Consider the following 18,134-nt stretch of genomic DNA (forward strand, 5'->3'; position numbering starts at 1 on the left):
CTTCAGGCCAATAACAAAAACAACCGACAAGATTCACAATTGAACCTGAGCCAAGAAACTCCGAGCTCATTCGCCTGTAGCTCAAGGCTGCTAACAGCCCAAAGTATGGTGACAGAGCCGTGGCAACAGCCACCAGGGTCGACGCGAGAAATCTATCGGCCTCCCGTTTATGGAAAGGAATTATTTGTGATATTACAAGATACATTTGGCCGCCGATTCCACTACTTGCGCCTGTCGGTGACTGACCTGTGCAATTTCCGGTGCAATTACTGCCTGCCCGATGGTTTGGACTGCGATCAACCACGCGACTATCTCACCCTGCCAGAAATTGAAACCCTGGTTGCCGCGTTTGCCAGCATGGGAACCAAAAAGGTTCGTATCACCGGTGGTGAGCCCACATTGCGCAAAGACCTGTCGGATATTATCCGTATTTGTAAAAACACAGCTGGTATAGAGCAGGTTGCACTGACAACCAATGCGTACAACCTGAAAAGTAAAGTTCTTGAATACAGGGAAGCTGGACTGGATGCGGTGAACATCAGCGCTGACAGCCTGGACCCGATGATGTTTGCCGCAATCACCGGAAGGGATCTTCTCGACAAAGTCATGCAAGGTGTCGATGCTGCGTTACAAGCAGGTATTGGTGCAGTCAAACTGAACACCGTGCTTCTGCGCCAGTACAACCAGAAGCAGTTCAGCCATTTTCTCGACTACCTGAGAAACCACCCGGTAACCTGGCGATTTATCGAGCTGATGCAAACCGGTGATAACGCCCAATTTTATGACGACAACCACGTTGCCGGCGAAGCCGTTCGATTACAACTTGTTGCAGAAGGCTGGGAACGGATTATTCGCGACCAGCTTGCAGGGCCCGCCCTTGAATACCGGCACCCGGACTACCAGGGACGCATCGGTTTGATCATGCCTTACAGCAAGGATTTCTGCCAAAGCTGCAACCGCCTGCGGACCTCCTCCCAGGGCAAGATTCACCTGTGCCTGTTCTCTGATCAGGGATTTGATATCCGCCCCTATTTGCAATCCGGTGATGTTGCTGCCACCTGCGAAGTAATCAGTGATTTAGTACAAGGAAAACTGGCTGGCCATTCGCTTGCCGAAGGCTTTACCGGAGCAACCCGACATCTGGCAATGCTGGGTGGTTAAATAATCTGAGCGTATTTTTATGAGTCATTCAGCCAAACAATTTGTTCCGTTAAACATTGCGGTGATCACCGTCTCTGATACCCGTGACGCATCTAACGATACCTCCGGCGACTATTTGCGTGACAACGCCGGGCAGGCCGGGCACAACGTGTTGACCAAAGACATTATCAAAGACGATATTTACCAGATTCGAGCACTGGCATCGTCCCACATCGCCGACCCGAGAGTGCAGGCCATATTGATTACCGGTGGAACAGGTTTTACCGACCGGGATTCAACCCCGGAAGCCATGCTGCCACTTTTTGACAAACAGGTTGAAGGCTTCGGCGAACTGTTTCGCTATTTATCATTTAAAGAGATTGGCACATCCACAATTCAGTCACGCGCCATTGCCGGGCTAGCCAATGGTACCATTATTTTCTGCCTGCCGGGCAGTACCGGAGCGTGCAGGACAGCCTGGGATGGAATTATTCGAGCGCAACTGGATGGGGCACAAGGTCCCTGCAATTTTGTTCCGCATCTAAAAAACAGCAATGCAGAGCTGTGTAAAAGCAGACAAATAACCGATTAAAGGAGAGCAATGATGATTAATGTCAGTTTCTTCGCAATGATTCGGGAGCACCTCGGTTGCGAAAATATTCGCCTGGAATACGAAGGTCAGCACAATATCTCCGATATCAAGGAAACACTTGCCAGTCGAGGAGAAGAGTGGAGCATCCTGACGGGTACTACGGTGTTGGCCGCTGTAAACCAGACTTTATGCAATGACCAGCATCGCGTGCATGACGGAGATGAAATCGCTTTCTTTCCCCCGGTAACAGGTGGCTAAGTATGATCAGCATACAGTCAGACGACTTCGATGTAGGCAAGGAATATCAGGCTCTGAAAGAGAGTGCCGATGGCGATGGTGCCATAGTGACATTTACCGGTTTGGTGCGAGACATGTGCGAATCAGGTAGTGTCAGTGGCATCAGCCTCGAGCATTACCCGGGCATGGCGGAAAAGTCTTTAATGGAAATTTGCACAAAGGCACGCCAACGCTGGTCGCTGGGGAATATACGAATTATCCACCGCGTTGGTGAACTGGCTGCTAGCGAGCATATAGTTTTTGTCGGCGTTACCAGCAAGCACCGTCATGACGCTTTTGAAGCCTGTGAGTTTTTAATGGATTACCTGAAAACCCGTGCGCCATTGTGGAAAAAAGAGATCACCGCAGCCGGTGCAATCTGGGTAGAGGCCAAACAAACTGATCACGACGCTGCGGCGGTTTGGGGGTAATTCCCTGTCATTCTGAGCGCAGCGAAGACAAAAGTGCATTGGGCTTTGAGCGTTGGGCGTTGGGCGCCGAAGGCGACAATTCCGTTGTTGATTGAAGTTTGAGATCCTTCGCTGCACTCAGGATGACAAATCCCCACGTATCACTTGTAAAAAGAATGCTCAATACTTATGGATTTCCGCTTTCGCGGAAATGATGGCGAAATTTGTCATCCTGAGCGCAGCGAAGGATCTCAGCCTACGAAGCCACTGGATCGCCACGCTTCGCTCGCGATGACGATCCTCAACCTGAGACTAATTAGCCTTTAAATAGCTGTCAAAAGGCTCGATAGTTACCATCTCACCCGCTTCAACAGATCCTCGTTCTTGCTCCAGAACAATATAACAATTGGCCTGACTGATAGACGACAGGACGCCGGAACTTTGATTGGAAAGTGGCGACACCTGCAAACCGTTTTGATCATCCCTCTCCCAGATTCCACGCTGGAAATCTGTTCTTCCCGGGCGTTTTTTAAACGGTGCAGTAGCCCTTGCCTGAATCCTGAATCGCGGCGCAGGTTCATTGCCACCCAATCGGAGTAAATTCGGCAACGCGATCTGATGAAAGGTAACCATCGCAGAGACCGGATTACCCGGCAACCCAAAGAAATAGCTGTTCGGAAGGCGGCCAAAAGCCAGAGGCTTGCCTGGCTTCATCGCCAGTTTCCAAAAATCTATCTCCCCCAGCTCCTCCAGGATATCGCGTGTAAAGTCCGCTTCACCAACCGATACACCGCCGGAGGTAATCACCACATCCGCTTCCTTGTCGGCTCGCAGAAAAGCATCGCGAATACTGTCCGGATTATCTTCCACAACACCGAGATCCAGCACCTTTGCACCCATTTCATTTAGCAGGGCATAGAGTGCCGGCCGGTTTGAATCGTAAATACAACCATTTGGCAGCGTCTCTCCCGGTTGACGCAGTTCGTCACCGGTAGAAAAAAGCGCCACCGTGATTTGCCTGAAAACCCGAACTTCCGAAATACCAACAGAGGTAAGTAAACCGATATCCACCGGGCTGATTCTGCGCCCTTTAGACAACACTACCTGCCCTTTGCCAATATCCTCACCCCGACGCCGAATCGCTTCGCCGAGTTTAACGCTAGTTAAAAGCGAAATCTGGCCATTGTCGTCATGCACATTTTCCTGCATCACAACAGCATCTGCCCCTTCCGGGATCTGCGCTCCGGTCATTATGCGCACGCACTGGCCAGCTTCGACGCGGCCATCAAAAGGGCTGCCGGCAAAACTTTTTCCGATCTGGGTAAATACCGTTACCGACGCCAGGTCAGCGTGGCGCAAGGCATATCCATCCATGGCGGAGTTATCATATCCGGGAACATCGATTAGTGAAATGACGTCCTCCGCCATAATTCGCCCGGCCAGCATGTGGACGGGCACCATCTCGGTTTCGGTGACGGGAACCATAACCTGCTGAATTTTTTCCAAAGCCTGCTCAATCGGCATCAAACCCGGCGCGTCACAACAGGAGACCATCATTAACCCCCTTTCTGGTGGTTAACCATCCACACCGCCGCTTCAACGCGGCTGCGTAAATTGAGTTTCTTCAGGAAATGCTTAACGTGTACCTTGACCGTACCGTCAGATATATCCAGCTCACGGGCAATCAGCTTGTTACTCATACCCTTGGCAATCAGTTTCAGGATTTCGTATTCACGGCTGGTAAGGCTTGCCAGTGCCTGGTTGCCCGGCTTTTCCGGCCTTCTCAGCGCCGATGCCAGAATCTCGGTCAATTTGGCGCTCATCACCATCTTGCCCAATGTCGCTTCCTTGAGTTTCTCGACAATCTCTTCGGGGTCCATATCCTTCAGCAGGTACCCGTCTGCGCCACCGCGAATCGCCTCAACAACATCTTCATCGTTATCGGAAACCGTCAGCATGATAATGCGGGCATCAATACCTTTTTCCCGCATCAGGCGCAGTGTTTCCAGGCCATCCATCCCCTGCATATTCAGGTCCATGGTGATCAGGTCCGGCTCCAGCTCCATCGCCAGTTCAATCGCTTCTTTGCCAGAACTGGCTTCACCAACAACGGTAAGTTCATCTTCCAGATCCAGAAGCTGTCTCAAGCCCTTTCTCAGCAGCGGATGGTCGTCCACCATCATTATGGTGGCAGGTTGATCCTGATACATGTGGCTCTCCAGTCTGGTCGTTTACTTTAGGGCCTAGCATAACGCCTTCATTTCCAAAAAAAAATTTTAACTGCTGGGTAGGCTATATACCCACAAGTAGGTAGCAGTTGTTCGATACTCAAAATGGCTCTACAGCCATATATTTTCAGCATTCCCAACAGTCTCCCGAACAACACCCATACAGAAATTACCTCCAGATGCTCCCCATAATGATCACTATTTCTACCCATTGAAGGCGGTTGTTAGCTCTACCGTGCTGAACGATAGTGCATCGTGACCAATTTAATAACACTGGAGTTCGCACTATGGCAGATTTACATAAGTGGGACCCGGAAGATGAACACTTCTGGAAGTCCGAAGGAAAAAAAATTGCCAATAGAAATCTATGGATATCTATCCCCAGCTTGCTGTGTGGCTTTGCCGTATGGCTGTACTGGGGAATTATCACCGTACAGATGCTGAATCTGGGTTTTCCGTTCGCCAAAGCCGAATTGTTTACCCTGATGGCAATCGCTGGCTTAACCGGCGCTACCCTGCGTATCCCCAGCAGCTTCTTTATACGCTTGTGCGGTGGGCGGAATACCATCTTCTTCACCACAGCGTTGCTAATGATTCCGGCCATTGGAACTGGCTTTGCACTGCAAAGCCAGGACACCCCGCTCTGGCAATTCCAGCTGCTGGCCCTGCTCTCCGGTTTGGGTGGCGGTAACTTTGCCTCATCAATGTCCAATATCAGCTTCTTTTTCCCGAAAAAACAACAGGGCCTGGCTCTGGGCCTGAATGCCGGTCTTGGCAACTTCGGGGTAACCACCATGCAGATTCTGGTGCCGCTGTTTATGACATTTGCCGCATTTGGTGCACTGGGCGGTGATCCGCTCACCCTGATTAACACCTCAGGCACCCTTATCGGCAAAATACCCGCTGGCACCGATAGCTATATTGCTAATGCCGGTTTTGTCTGGCTGCTGTTTTTGATACCGCTGTTTTTCCTCACCTGGTTCGGCATGAATAACATCCGCACCGAAGATGTATCGCCCAATATCGGTTCACCGCTGACTGCCTTTGGCCTGATAACTCTCATGTTACTGCTGGGCATGGTAATCGCTGCCTCAGGCTTGTGGTTAATGCTGCCGGAATCCGCAAATGGCTCCGGTTTTGGTGTGGCAAAAGAGATTGTTCTGGTGCTGGTTGTAGCAGCCACCGTAGTGGCGCTGAAATTAATTCCCGGCCAGATCGGCCAGAGCCTGGCCCGCCAGTACAAAATATTTAACAACCGTCACACCTGGGTGATGAGTGTTATTTATACAATGACCTTCGGCTCTTTTATCGGCTTTTCCGCCTCATTCCCACTGGCGATCAAAGTGATCTTTGGTTACAGCCACGTAATGGTCGATGGCGTAATGACACACGACACCGTTAACCCGAACGGCCCAAGCGCCCTGATGTACGCCTGGATGGGACCATTTATCGGCGCGCTGATTCGCCCTGTGGGTGGCTGGATTTCCGATAAGTTCGGCGGCGCACTGGTTACCCAGATCTGCTCAGTCGTCATGGTAGGCAGCGCACTGGGGGTAGCCTACTACATGCACGCTGCCTATCATTCAGCAACACCGGAAACCTTCTTTGTGCCCTTCTTCCTGCTGTTCCTGTTACTTTTTGCGGCCACCGGCATTGGTAATGGCTCCACCTTCCGCACCATCGCCATGGTATTCCCGAAAGAGCAGGCAGGCCCGGTATTGGGTTGGACCTCTGCAATCGCCGCCTACGGTGCCTTCTACATTCCCAAAGTACTGGGTGAACAGATCAAAGCAGCGACACCGGAAGTGGCACTGATTGGCTTTGCAGTGTTCTATGCGGTTTGTATCTTGATTAACTACTGGTTCTATCTGCGCAAGGATGGGGAGTTTTACAATCCTTGATTTGCGAGGTTAACTGCTTAAAAAGGCGAGCCTCTTAAGGCTCGCCTTTTTATTTGGGACCCCCCCACCACGAATAACAGCATGCAAACCGACGAAAGTAGTTACTTCATTTTTTACGTCGGATTGTTTTTATTAGGTTTTAATTTCGGAAAGAGAATCCGACACATACTGATATTGATAGGTGGTTATTTCGTGCATATTGCCGTCTAAATCATTGAAGTACAGTGACCAGGATATTTGATGGTCAGCACACCTTAACAGAATACCCGCCTTCTCCAAATAAGACTTCCACTCCAAAAAAGCTTTACCATCAGCTTTAAAAGCAATGGCTGTAGATGGCGTATGGTTTTCAACATAAAAAAGCGCAAGATGAATATTACCGCCGGGATCTTCTATAGTTAGCGGCCCATGCTTGTCCTTGGCCCAAACTTCAAGCTCTTTATTTACAACGAAACCTAAAACATCTTTGTACCATGCAGCGGCTTTTTCTCTGTCCTTAACATAAACGTGTATATGGTCAATTCCGATTAATTCTGGAAACATTTCGATCTCCTTTATTAGCAACTCGCTCACTTAACAAATCAAGAAGGGACCAGCTTTACTGCGTCCCTCTTCTTTGATTTGTTAAAGCTTTATTGCACTTCACTTGGTTGGTATTCCTGGCTATAAGGTGTCGACAACATATCCACAATTCCTATTTCATTGCGGTATACATATACAACAGCGATTATCACGCAGATACAGCCGAAAGCCACAATGGCACTTACGCTCTTTGGTGGATTATCTGGAAGGGTTATATCAGTTCCTTTTCGATCAAGATGATCAGAGTACAAATCGCAAAGAGCCAGCACATAGATTGGTCTGAGGAACAGCATAATTATGGCAACTGCTATTAGTATTGGCACAGCTGCCCAAAAATAGAAGGTGTAGATATGGCCATAGATCTCATCACCTTTGGGTACGATATCTACAGTCATAAATAAGAAGATAGCTCCCACGTAGGCCCCAATACCAATTATCCAGCAAAGTGCCGAATAACCCGCCCGAAGCTTAGCTACTTCTATAAAGTTGTCTTTGACGAAAACCACAGAGTTTTTGCCTGATTTAATTAGGTTGCTACCTGTTACTATACTTGGCAGAACCCCGGATATTCCTAACTTCCATGCATAGTATAAAGCTTCATTTAGAGCTCGTTTGGCTGGCGTTGTCCTGTCATTCTTTTTGGGAAGACGCTTAAGTATTTGGTTTACCGTAATCCAGCCATCAATCCAGTGAAATGACCATAAAGACCAGCTTTGCGGAAGAACAACCTTTAAGCAAGTTGCCACGGTGGACTCACTACCTTGCTTATGCAAGAAATGGGTAGCCCCCATACACCCAGTTAATATTCCTACAGGGAAAGCGACCACACCTACACAAACAAACGACCAAGCAAACAGAATCAAATCAGCAATTGACCCTTTATCTGACTCTGCGGCACTACGCCATACCCCCTCTGGTATCCAGTCAAGCATTTGAACCCATATGAGATAACCAATTCCAATCGACACCCACTGTAGTAGACCAAAGAAGAAAATCTCTTTTTCTTTGAAGCCGAGTGATATTGCGTAACCAACTCTTGAGCTGAAACTAGCGATTCCACCAGAGGGCTTTTTCTCAATATCAGGGAGGTTTTTTATTTCATCCCTGACAAAGTCTATTTTATTCAAAACTCCCACGCTGACTCCTTATGTGAGATCGTTTGCATCTTTAATACCTGTCTGGGGCAGACTGAGCAACGCGAAGGCCGTCCCAGCCCCATAGAGGCGACTAACATACGCTGGCTATGGATTTTACTTTAATTGACTACTTAATTTAGCGCTGATTTTAAATTTGTAAAACACCCAAAACACCGAAATGTACAAAAATGAACCCCAAACTACATTAGCCAATTTCCATAAACTTCCATCAAGACAATAAAGTGCAACCGCAAAAATTAGTGTGCAAGAAAATACAAACCACAGTGAATACTGGTGGTATGTATGTTTATTGCAATAATTCATGATGCCAACAAATATAGATGGAATCATGATTATCAATGCTATTAGAGAAAAATAGAATGGCAGCAAAAATACACTTTGAAGATAGCGCTCTGAAAAATAACCAACCACCCTGAAGTCACCACTAAGCCAAAGACCCAAGTTTAAAGCGACCCAAGGAGCAAGGATTATTGCTGCAAAAAATCGTAGCTTACTCATATGCTATAACGCCGCAAACAGTGTTGAGGCGCACGCAGTGTGGCGCCCCCCTGCTTTGCTTTTTTATGAGGTTTAGCCAATTACTGGCACCCCCACAACATATGGTGCCAGCCCTTTTTCATGCCGCCTCATGAAATGCTCGTAATTCCTTTTATAATTTCCATTTTCATTCATCGTTAGAAGCCACTCTCTAACCGAAGAGACTATATCCGAGCAAAATTCTTTCAGATCCAAGTTCAGGGCATCGTTAAAGATATTCTTGTGCATATAGATATTTGGATTTGGCTCAAGGAATATAATTTTTGAATACCCAAGACTTTCATGCTTCGAGCGTCCTTGATGCAACACTCCACATCGATAGGCATAGCACTGATCCCCCGTGAGAATCCGCTCATATTTAGGGGCGACCCACTTATTAAACCAAGCTTTGTATCGATTTCCAGTCGCTCGACCATTATTTGACTCCAACGCGCCACAAATATCTGGCAAGGCTAAAGCAACGTAAAGCCCTAGCAAGTAGCTTCCTGTCTCGACCGAACTCTCAACTTGGTCCAATAGTGTGTTCATCCCTGTTCCTCATAACGACTCAAAAACCGGCAACCAGTGGCGTAGCCTCGTTTTTGGTTGTCCGGCGCCCTAGGCACGTAGTTCTTTGACTTATTAAGTTCCTCACGACCGATAGATCCTTATACTGCTAACCGTACCAGACTCATCAAGCACCAACTTCATAATATACGGGTCAAAATGAAAGTATCCTGGCCCTGCACCCAACTGATACATAAGCCACTTCGGCTTATCAGGATAAACGAAAGGCTCACCCAGCTTTGCAACCAATTTATCCTTTCGGAGACCATCCAGGCCACCAAATATTTTCACCCAAGCAGCCATACGCAAGCGCGTCCAATCCCCCGAAAGCGTGTCTATAGATGCGCTATCCCACCGCTCTCTATTGAACGGTTTTGGCCCATACATGTAGGCTCCCACCACAAATATCACGGCAAAAAATAACAGTAGCTTTCGCATCATTGTTGCTCCAGCGCTTAACACCCAAAGCATGCGCTCGTTTACGTTTCGCTTTGCCTTTGTTTGTTGGGGCCGGGGACTACCACTTTTGGTGGCTCCATCGAAAGTACGCTAATGCACTCATTTAGCCCAACGATTAAGTATTCCCGCACATCAGAGTGATTCTGAGATACGAACCCACTACGTGTTGATTCAAGATCATACCAGCCACCTGATGAGATCTGAAAAAGCCAACCATCGTTAAGATTGAGGTGATCCCAATACTCCAGAAGATTGCCCTCATCAAGAACCCGAAAGCCTACTGAAGAATCGAAAGTAACAACAATGGGATCAGCGCTGTAGGCTGGCTCAATATGAATCACAAGATTATGGAGATCATAGTCAAGCCGAATAATTTCAGGCTTTGTGTCCAATGGTCCTTCTATGACTTCAAAGTTCACTTCCATGCCACTTTCCCTCTGGTGCACCCTAACGCCCAGCTTAGGAGCGGACTTGTAGCTGCGAAGCAGCGGAAAGGCCGCCCCTGCCCCGAAGGGGCAATTACAGCCGCTTGTTAAATGCTTACTCTCCGTACCACATTTTTTTGATAACACCTGCTGTCACAGGGGAATCGCCAGACAGCAATTTCTCTACTATATTCACTAACCTCTCGCATCCACACTTGACTAAGTGCTCTCGCCACACTGGCGAAGCGACATCAAGCGGCTTTAAGTTACTGCCCACTCCCCCAAATCCTACTCCTTCAGCCACGGCTATAGGAGCCTCATCATTAGAGGTGTCGATCCATACCCAATATGGGTGTAAATACGTATCTCGCTTTTCTTCAAAATAGCCAATTTCAATTAGATTTGGATTCATAAAATCATTTAATGCCGTCGGCAGGGGCCAAAAGCAAGAGCGAAGCGGTGGTTTATGCCCCCCTCTGACTGACTTTGTTATGGGCTTACCGTCCAGTAGGTAGTGAATATAATATTCGCTACCACACCAGTAGCAACGCCTACTACTATTGATGCAATAAATGACACCCACTTATTGCTGTATTTTTTATCAGCTTTCTCTTTGTGCTGTTCTGATTTTTTTGTTAGAAGGATATAGCTAGGCCTCTTTGTGTCAGCACTGGTTTCCGCCCATACACCAAGGAATATAGCTAAAAACAAAGAAAAAATGGTGAACACAAAAACTGAAAAGAAAAACTTACCCCAAAACCCACTTGCCATAAGTTCTAATAGCATATTCAGCTTTTGATCAATTTTTGCTGGATCACTTATAAGTGGTTTTAACAGCTCTATCTGCTCTTGGCTTATTTTACCGGCTGAGTAAAAGCAAGCAATAATAGAGCAAACAAAGAAAGTTATTGCGAGCCCCATAGATATTTTGCCGGAGTGCTTCCGAGTAAATTCCCTCACCTTACTTTCAGGTAGAAGAATGTGCTTGCAGTGGCCGCTTAACAGTGATTCGATGTCAGCACCCCACGTTCTAGCTGTGTGGAAAACTCGGAATGATATATGCCCGCCACCCATAAGCCTAGATATCGGTATAATTGGGGAGTCTTCTGAGTCAAATATTGCTATACCACCAGCCCCTTTTGTCACGAAGGACATTTCAATTTCTTGCTTTTCGGGATGTTCTCTATCTTGGAATTTCACAAGAAATGACCAGCTTAAATGAGCTTGGGTAGCTATGAGAGGCCTTACTTCAGTGTAACTTTTGAAATCTTCTAAGCTGTTTAATAAGACTGTTGAGTTATCATCAAAAACAAGCCTGATAGTGAACTGAATAAGGCTGGCTTGATTTTGCTGTCTCACTCGCTGACAAACGAGGTTGTATACGCTCTCAATATCATTGTGGCCAATCTCGAAAGATCCAGTGTATGCTTTGGATATGGTTTGCGGCTTTCCTAAGAGTCCACTTATAAAGTCGCTAAAGTTTTCCGGCTCACAGGGTAATGCAATCGCAAATTGCGCCTTATCTCTTTCTCTTTCAATTACTTCCGTATCCAATTTTATACTCCTATCTTGATTGATCCATAACAGTTAATTATGAAGCCGTGGCTTTTTTTGACGGCTTCGTATATTTGTGCTCATAACTTTCTTTTTATGAGCTACTTTTTCTTTATATTCAATATGTTATCTGTACTTATGACCAATAACGACCAACGGGCTCAAGCAATGACCTTGTATAGTCGGCTTCATATTTCTGCTTGCTAGAATGAGGGCTTTGGAGTGCAACTGTTTTTATTACAGTTATATTGACGTGATATTCATGGACGACATACGCACTCCCTTGCCGGTCAAACCAGTTTGCTTTCTGAATCAGCTGAATCTGGCTATCTGTCCACAGAGCTTTAGCCTGCAAACAGAACAAACATACCTGTACCGAACCAAATACTATATTAACTTTCACTACAAGCGCTACCCCAAAAAGATGGGTGCGCTTGATGTTGAGCAATTTCCGGGTTTCCCCGGTTTGTTAAACCATCTTCACCTGCTGGGACCGGGTGTATTCCGGCACAAACCGGAAGTGTACTTGCGTACCCCCCTCTTCCCCTTTCTGGATGGTCACTTCCCCACCCAAACTGCGGCTGCGCTCCTGAATAATGGCAAGCCCGTAGTGGTTCAGTTTATTGGGGTCGTCAGGGATTCCGACTCCGTCATCACATACGGAGAGAGTAACCAGATCACCTTCCTGAGCCACCGACACTCGAATATTTTTCCCTTTGGAGTGGTAAAAGGCATTCTGCATTGATTCGCGAGCGATCTGCAGCATGTGAATTTCTTCCTGCGGGGAGAACGGGACATGTTCGAGCTGATAATCTAGGTGAAACTCAAATTCATCGGAGCGGCTTTTCAGCTGCTGTATAGTTTGTTCAAAAGCTGCTTTAAGGCTATCGCCATCCAGCTTGAGGCGGAATGTTGTAAGCAGTTCACGCAATTCCCGATACGCGGAGTTGAGGCCATTGCGCAACTCACCCATCACCTCGTCAACCTGCTCCTGAACATTTTCTTTCTGTTGCAATTTTTGCAGTCGTGATACCTGAATTTTCAGGTAGGAGAGCGCCTGAGCCAAAGAGTCATGAAGCTCCCTGGCAATAACGGTGCGCTCTGCCATCAGGGCAATACGGCGATCCTGCTCCTGCTGTTGCATCATGTGCAGGCCAGTTGCAATTTGCTCCGCAAGCGACTCAAACAATTGATGCTGCCACTCTTCCATTGGCCTGTCGGGTTGGCCACGAACAACCAACACTCCGTAGTTGGTGCCATATTTGTTTAATGGGTATTTAAGGTCACCAACATGTGGAGCCGGGGCATTCACATGACCGATACAACTGCCACAATCCCCTACAGCACATTTTTCCGGAAGCTCTTTTTCCACGGTATGCAGACGAGCAAAAGGCTTATTGCATGACGGTGTCATAATACACAGATCCAGATCCTCTACGCCGGTCACTTCTGCCAACTCGGTAATGATCGGATCAAAATTATAATTTCCCGGCTCCAGATGATTCAGCATGCTGGAAGTTTTAAACAACAGTTCCAGCGATGCATTGCTCTGACGTAATGCCTTCGTTTTATAGCGTACTTTTTCTTCCAGGTAAGACTGCGACCGGTGAATCGACTGGCTCATATTATTCATGGTTTTTGCCAGAACAGTCAGCTCGCCTTTACCCTCCACTTTGGCAACGGCGGTAAAATCCCCCTGGCCGATTCGCTTGGCAACATTCGTTAATGTTGTAAGGGGTTTTTCAATGTGGCGATTGATAATAAACATAGCAAACGCGGTCATCAGCAGAGTCACAAACAACGCCACACTTTGTATCAAGCGTATGCTGGCAATATTTCGCTCGGCTTGTCGCTGATAAGCCGTTACCAGGTTATCGATTTGAGCAACAAACCCCGAAATAAGCTCTAACACTGACTGATTTTCTGCAGTACTGACTCCCTGCTCAAAAGCAGGCTTAACGCGGTTTAACCATTCGCTTTTTACCTGCGCATGTAACTCTTTAAGCGATGAGGAATCGGCCAATATTAATTGCGACGTCAGTGCACCATCGTTCAGGTCCGACTCAAATTTTTCGATCAGGGACTCAATAGACGCACTTTCATTTTCCACACCGGCTTCTTTCTGCTGAACATGCGCCACCATCCTGTAGCTTTGCATACGCAGCGAGCCTGCCACGTTAACCGCAAGCGCATCTGACTGGGCATGGTCACTGATAAATACCGAGCTGAACATACTGATGACAGCCATAGAGCTGATACAGAACATCAGAGCGATGATTTTAAAAACGGTGGAGTGGAGGAAATCGTATTTCATGTCTCTGTGGAGATACCTCTAAAAACCTATGAGTATAGTCATCTGACTCTTATTCACAACAAATGCTTCCCTCCCCCCCACAGTACAAGGGGACATGACTTTATGCGACTACCTACAAAGTGGTATCCCCCCAAAATATGCCCATTTGGAGGTACTTGTGGGCGTAGTAGCCATCCTCTTTAATCGAGCCATCGCTATGTGCAGCGCGCTTTTTAAAGCGGTGCCATCCGAACATTCAGGAGGAGTCAGGCGTGAGTCACTTTTTAGACAAACTGCAGTTTTTTAAGAGAAATGAGACCTCGTTTTCCGACGGTCATGGTGTTACCACCGATGAGAACCGTGGCTGGGAAGACGGCTATCGCCGTCGCTGGCAGCACGATAAAACCGTACGCTCAACTCACGGGGTTAACTGTACGGGTTCGTGCAGCTGGAAAATCTACGTCAAGGACGGTCTGGTTACCTGGGAAACCCAGCAAACCGATTACCCGAGAACCCGTCCAGACCTGCCCAACCATGAGCCACGCGGTTGCCCTCGGGGCGCCAGCTACTCCTGGTATATATACAGTGCCAACCGCCTCAAGTACCCGAAAGTGCGCAAACGCCTGGTTAAACTGTGGCGCGCCGCCAAAGAGCTTCACAAAGATCCGGTAGATGCCTGGGCATCTATTGTCGAAGACCCGGCCAAAACCAAAGAGTACAAACAGCAGCGCGGCATGGGTGGCTTTGTTCGCTCCAACTGGAACGAAGTCAACGAAATTATTGCCGCCTCGAACGTCTATACCATTAAAACCTACGGCCCGGATCGGGTAACCGGTTTCTCGCCGATCCCCGCGATGTCGATGGTTTCCTACGCCGCCGGTGCACGCTATCTGTCACTGATCGGCGGCAACTGCCTGAGTTTCTACGACTGGTACTGCGACCTGCCACCGGCCTCACCGCAAATCTGGGGTGAGCAGACCGACGTTCCAGAATCCGCCGACTGGTACAACTCCAACTACATCCTGTGCTGGGGTTCCAACGTACCGCAGACCCGTACCCCCGATGCCCACTTCCTGACCGAGGTGCGCTACAAGGGCACCAAGGTAGTGGCGATCACTCCCGACTACTCCGAGGTCGCCAAACTGACCGATCACTGGCTGGCGCCCAAACAGGGTACTGACGCGGCTCTGGCGATGGCGTTCGGTCATGTCATCCTGAAAGAGTTCCACGTCGAGAACCCATCGGCCTACTTTACTGATTACGTACGCCGTTACACCGACTTCCCGATTCTGGTGATGCTGGAACAGGATGAGGATGGCAAGCTGCATCAGGGACGTTTCCTGCGTGCATCCGACCTCTCCGACAATCTGGGCCAGGAAAATAACCCGGAATGGAAAACCATCTGCATTAATGAGGACAGTGGTGAGTTAGCCTCCCCTACCGGCTCCATCGGTTATCGCTGGGGCGAGAAGGGCAAATGGAATATTCAGCAACTGGATGGTAAATCCGGAGCTGAAATCACCCCCAAACTGTCCCTGAAAGACGGTCACGACGAGTTGGTGAATGTCGCCTTCCCGTACTTTGGCGGTGCTGAGCACGAGTTTGGTTACTTCCAGAATACTGAGCACGACGAGGTTATCGAACGCCGCATTCCGGCCAAAAAACTCACCCTTGCCGACGGTTCCGAGGCGCTGGTTGCTACCGTATTCGACCTGACCCTGGCCAACTACGGGGTAGCCAACGGCTACGATGATCCCAATGTCGCCAGCAGCTACGACGACGACATTCCCTACACCCCGGCCTGGCAGGAACAGATTACCGGTGTGGGCCGCGAAGACGTTATCCAGATTGCCCGCGAGTTCGCCGACAGCGCCAACAAAACCCGTGGTCGCTCAATGATCATCGTCGGTGCCGGCATGAACCACTGGTACCACATGGACATGAACTACCGCGGCCTGATCAACATGCTGATGATGTGCGGCTGTATCGGCCAGAGCGGTGGCGGCTGGGCGCACTACGTGGGTCAGGAAAAACTGCGTCCGCAAACCGGCTGGCAACCGCTGGCGTTTGGCCTGGACTGGCAGCGCCCGCCTCGCCATATGAACGGCACCTCGTTCTTCTACAACCACTCCAGCCAATGGCGCTACGAAAAACTGCATATGACCGAAGTGGTGTCGCCGCTGGCCAATAAAGAAAAGTGGGCCGACTCCATTATCGACTACAACACCCGCGCCGAGCGCATGGGTTGGCTGCCGTCGGCACCGCAATTGGGTACGAACCCGCTGCAACTGTGCAAAGAAGCCGCCGAGAAAGGTGTATCACCGCAAGAGTATGCCGTGGAGCAACTGAAGTCCGGCGCCCTGAAGTTTGCCTGTGAAGATCCGGACAACCCGCAGAACTACCCGCGCAATATGTTTATCTGGCGCTCCAACCTGCTGGGTTCTTCCGGTAAAGGCCACGAGTACATGCTGCGTCACCTGCTCGGTACCAAACACGGCCTGATGGGCAAAGATTTGGGCGAAAGCGGCGACGAAAAACCGAAAGATGTGGTTTGGCACGATGACGCGCCGGAAGGCAAAGTGGATCTGCTGGTAACCCTGGACTTCCGTATGTCCACCACCTGTCTGTACTCGGACATCGTGTTGCCCACTGCTACCTGGTACGAAAAAGACGACCTCAACACCTCGGATATGCACCCGTTTATTCACCCGCTGAGTGCTGCGGTAGACCCGGTGTGGGAGTCCCGTTCCGACTGGGATATTTTCAAGGGCATCGCCAAACAGTTCTCCAAAACCGCAGAGGGACACCTTGGCGTAGAACAGGACCTGGTAACCCTGCCTATTCTCCACGACACCCCTGCCGAGCTGGCTCAACCGTTTGGTGTGAAAGCCTGGTGGAAAGGCGAATGCGACCTGATTCCGGGTAAAACCGCACCCAGTATGATTCCGGTGGAGCGCGACTACCCCAACACCTACGCCCGCTTTACCTCGGTAGGCCCGTTGCTGGAAAAACTCGGCAATGGCGGTAAAGGCATCAGCTGGAATACCGAAAAAGAGGTCGAATTCCTCGGTGAACTGAACCGGCGCCATATTGAGGAAGGTGCCAATAAAGGACGCCCCAAAATCGAAACCGCCATTGATGCCGCCGAAGTTATTCTGTCGCTGGCACCGGAAACCAATGGTCAGGTTGCAGTAAAAGCCTGGGCGGCGCTGAGCGAAATTACCGGGCTGGACCACACCCATCTGGCCAAGCCGAAAGAAGAGGAGAAGATCCGCTTCCGTGATGTTCAGGCACAACCGCGCAAAATCATCAGCTCCCCTACCTGGTCGGGGCTGGAGGACGAGCATGTCTCCTACAACGCCGGTTACACAAACGTCCACGAAATGATTCCCTGGCGCACCGTCACCGGTCGACAGCAGTTCTACCAGGATCACGAGTGGATGCGTGATTTCGGCGAGACCATGTGTCTGTACAAGCCACCGATCAACCTGAAAACCGTCAAGCCGATCATGAATCAGAAGCCCAACGGTAACACGGAGATCGCACTCAACTGGATTACCCCGCACCAGAAATGGGGTATCCACAGCACCTACTCCGACAACCTGTTGATGCTGACCTTGTCGCGTGGTGGCCCCATTGTGTGGCTCTCCGAACCGGATGCCGAGCGCGCCGGCATTGTCGATAACGACTGGATCGAGGTGTTCAACGTTAACGGTGCCATTGCTGCCCGGGCCGTGGTGTCCCAGCGTGTACCGGAAGGTATGAGCATGATGTATCACGCCCAGGAGCGGATCGTGAACGTGCCCGGTGCGGAAACCACCAAAACACGCGGTGGCATTCACAACTCGGTAACCCGCGCGGTGATGAAACCAACGCACATGATTGGTGGTTACGCCCAGCAATCCTACGGTTTCAACTACTACGGCACCGTGGGCTGTAACCGTGATGAGTTTGTGATTGTGCGCAAGATGAGCAAGGTCGACTGGCTGGATGAAGACAGTATCGATACCGATCTGAACATGGTGGAGAAATAA

The 18,134-nt window shown here is 49.2% G+C and carries 15 protein-coding genes and 1 riboswitch; of the genes, 6 read left to right on the forward strand and 9 right to left on the reverse strand.

Features of this window, described 5'->3' with window-relative positions; genetic code table 11:
* Window positions 1-46: 46 nt before the first annotated feature.
* Window positions 47-196, forward strand: a riboswitch (molybdenum cofactor riboswitch).
* The 4 genes from moaA to moaE all read left to right on the forward strand — a co-directional run bounded on the left by moaA (window position 187) and on the right by moaE (window position 2,439).
* Window positions 187-1,161 (forward strand): GTP 3',8-cyclase MoaA, encoded by a 975-nt coding sequence (moaA, locus tag QP938_09835; GenBank protein WIO73592.1) that lies wholly within the window; start codon window positions 187-189, stop codon window positions 1,159-1,161. It overlaps the preceding riboswitch by 10 nt.
* A 19-nt stretch (window positions 1,162-1,180) precedes the next feature.
* Window positions 1,181-1,732 (forward strand): molybdenum cofactor biosynthesis protein B, encoded by a 552-nt coding sequence (moaB, locus tag QP938_09840; GenBank protein WIO73593.1) that lies wholly within the window; start codon window positions 1,181-1,183, stop codon window positions 1,730-1,732.
* A gap of 9 nt (window positions 1,733-1,741) precedes the next feature.
* A complete protein-coding gene (locus QP938_09845; protein ID WIO73594.1) occupies window positions 1,742-1,990 on the forward strand; it encodes a MoaD/ThiS family protein in 249 nt (82 codons plus the stop codon).
* Window positions 1,991-1,992: 2 nt separating this feature from the next.
* Entirely contained in the window at window positions 1,993-2,439 is a 447-nt protein-coding gene (moaE, locus tag QP938_09850) for a molybdopterin synthase catalytic subunit MoaE (protein WIO73595.1), read from the forward strand.
* 291 nt (window positions 2,440-2,730) lie between these two features.
* Here moaE and moeA read toward each other — a convergent pair whose 3' ends face one another.
* On the reverse strand, window positions 2,731-3,975 hold the full coding sequence (gene moeA / locus QP938_09855; GenBank protein ID WIO73596.1) for a molybdopterin molybdotransferase MoeA: 1,245 nt from the start codon (window positions 3,973-3,975) through the stop codon (window positions 2,731-2,733).
* Window positions 3,975-4,628, reverse strand: coding sequence for a two-component system response regulator NarL (gene narL, locus QP938_09860; protein ID WIO73597.1), 654 nt, complete (start codon window positions 4,626-4,628; stop codon window positions 3,975-3,977). Before narL ends, moeA begins: the two co-directional genes overlap by 1 nt.
* 305 nt (window positions 4,629-4,933) lie before the next feature.
* Between narL and QP938_09865 the strand changes: the two genes are divergently transcribed.
* Entirely contained in the window at window positions 4,934-6,547 is a 1,614-nt protein-coding gene (locus tag QP938_09865; GenBank protein ID WIO73598.1) for an MFS transporter, read from the forward strand.
* A gap of 132 nt (window positions 6,548-6,679) precedes the next feature.
* Here QP938_09865 and QP938_09870 read toward each other — a convergent pair whose 3' ends face one another.
* From QP938_09870 to QP938_09900, 7 genes are all read right to left on the reverse strand, one after another.
* Window positions 6,680-7,090 carry a VOC family protein gene (locus QP938_09870; protein ID WIO73599.1) on the reverse strand — a complete coding sequence of 137 codons (411 nt, stop codon included), beginning with the start codon at window positions 7,088-7,090 and terminating at the stop codon, window positions 6,680-6,682.
* An 89-nt stretch (window positions 7,091-7,179) separates the two neighbouring features.
* On the reverse strand, window positions 7,180-8,265 hold the full coding sequence (locus tag QP938_09875) for a hypothetical protein (protein ID WIO73600.1): 1,086 nt from the start codon (window positions 8,263-8,265) through the stop codon (window positions 7,180-7,182).
* A gap of 591 nt (window positions 8,266-8,856) precedes the next feature.
* Window positions 8,857-9,351 (reverse strand): hypothetical protein, encoded by a 495-nt coding sequence (locus QP938_09880; GenBank protein WIO73601.1) that lies wholly within the window; start codon window positions 9,349-9,351, stop codon window positions 8,857-8,859.
* Between the two features lie 102 nt (window positions 9,352-9,453).
* Entirely contained in the window at window positions 9,454-9,810 is a 357-nt protein-coding gene (locus QP938_09885) for a hypothetical protein (protein WIO73602.1), read from the reverse strand.
* A gap of 38 nt (window positions 9,811-9,848) precedes the next feature.
* Window positions 9,849-10,253: a hypothetical protein gene (locus QP938_09890; GenBank protein ID WIO73603.1), complete on the reverse strand. Its 405-nt coding sequence runs from the start codon at window positions 10,251-10,253 to the stop codon at window positions 9,849-9,851.
* Window positions 10,254-10,742: 489 nt separating this feature from the next.
* Window positions 10,743-11,807, reverse strand: coding sequence for a hypothetical protein (locus tag QP938_09895; protein WIO73604.1), 1,065 nt, complete (start codon window positions 11,805-11,807; stop codon window positions 10,743-10,745).
* Between the two features lie 469 nt (window positions 11,808-12,276).
* On the reverse strand, window positions 12,277-14,121 hold the full coding sequence (locus QP938_09900) for a histidine kinase (protein ID WIO73605.1): 1,845 nt from the start codon (window positions 14,119-14,121) through the stop codon (window positions 12,277-12,279).
* 251 nt (window positions 14,122-14,372) lie between these two features.
* On the opposite strand from QP938_09900, the gene QP938_09905 reads away from it, so the two are divergent.
* Complete coding sequence (locus QP938_09905) at window positions 14,373-18,134, forward strand: nitrate reductase subunit alpha (protein ID WIO73606.1); 3,762 nt, start codon at window positions 14,373-14,375, stop codon at window positions 18,132-18,134.

It is taken from the genome of Porticoccaceae bacterium LTM1, assembly GCA_030252795.1.
Lineage (GTDB): Bacteria > Pseudomonadota > Gammaproteobacteria > Pseudomonadales > Porticoccaceae > SCSIO-12696.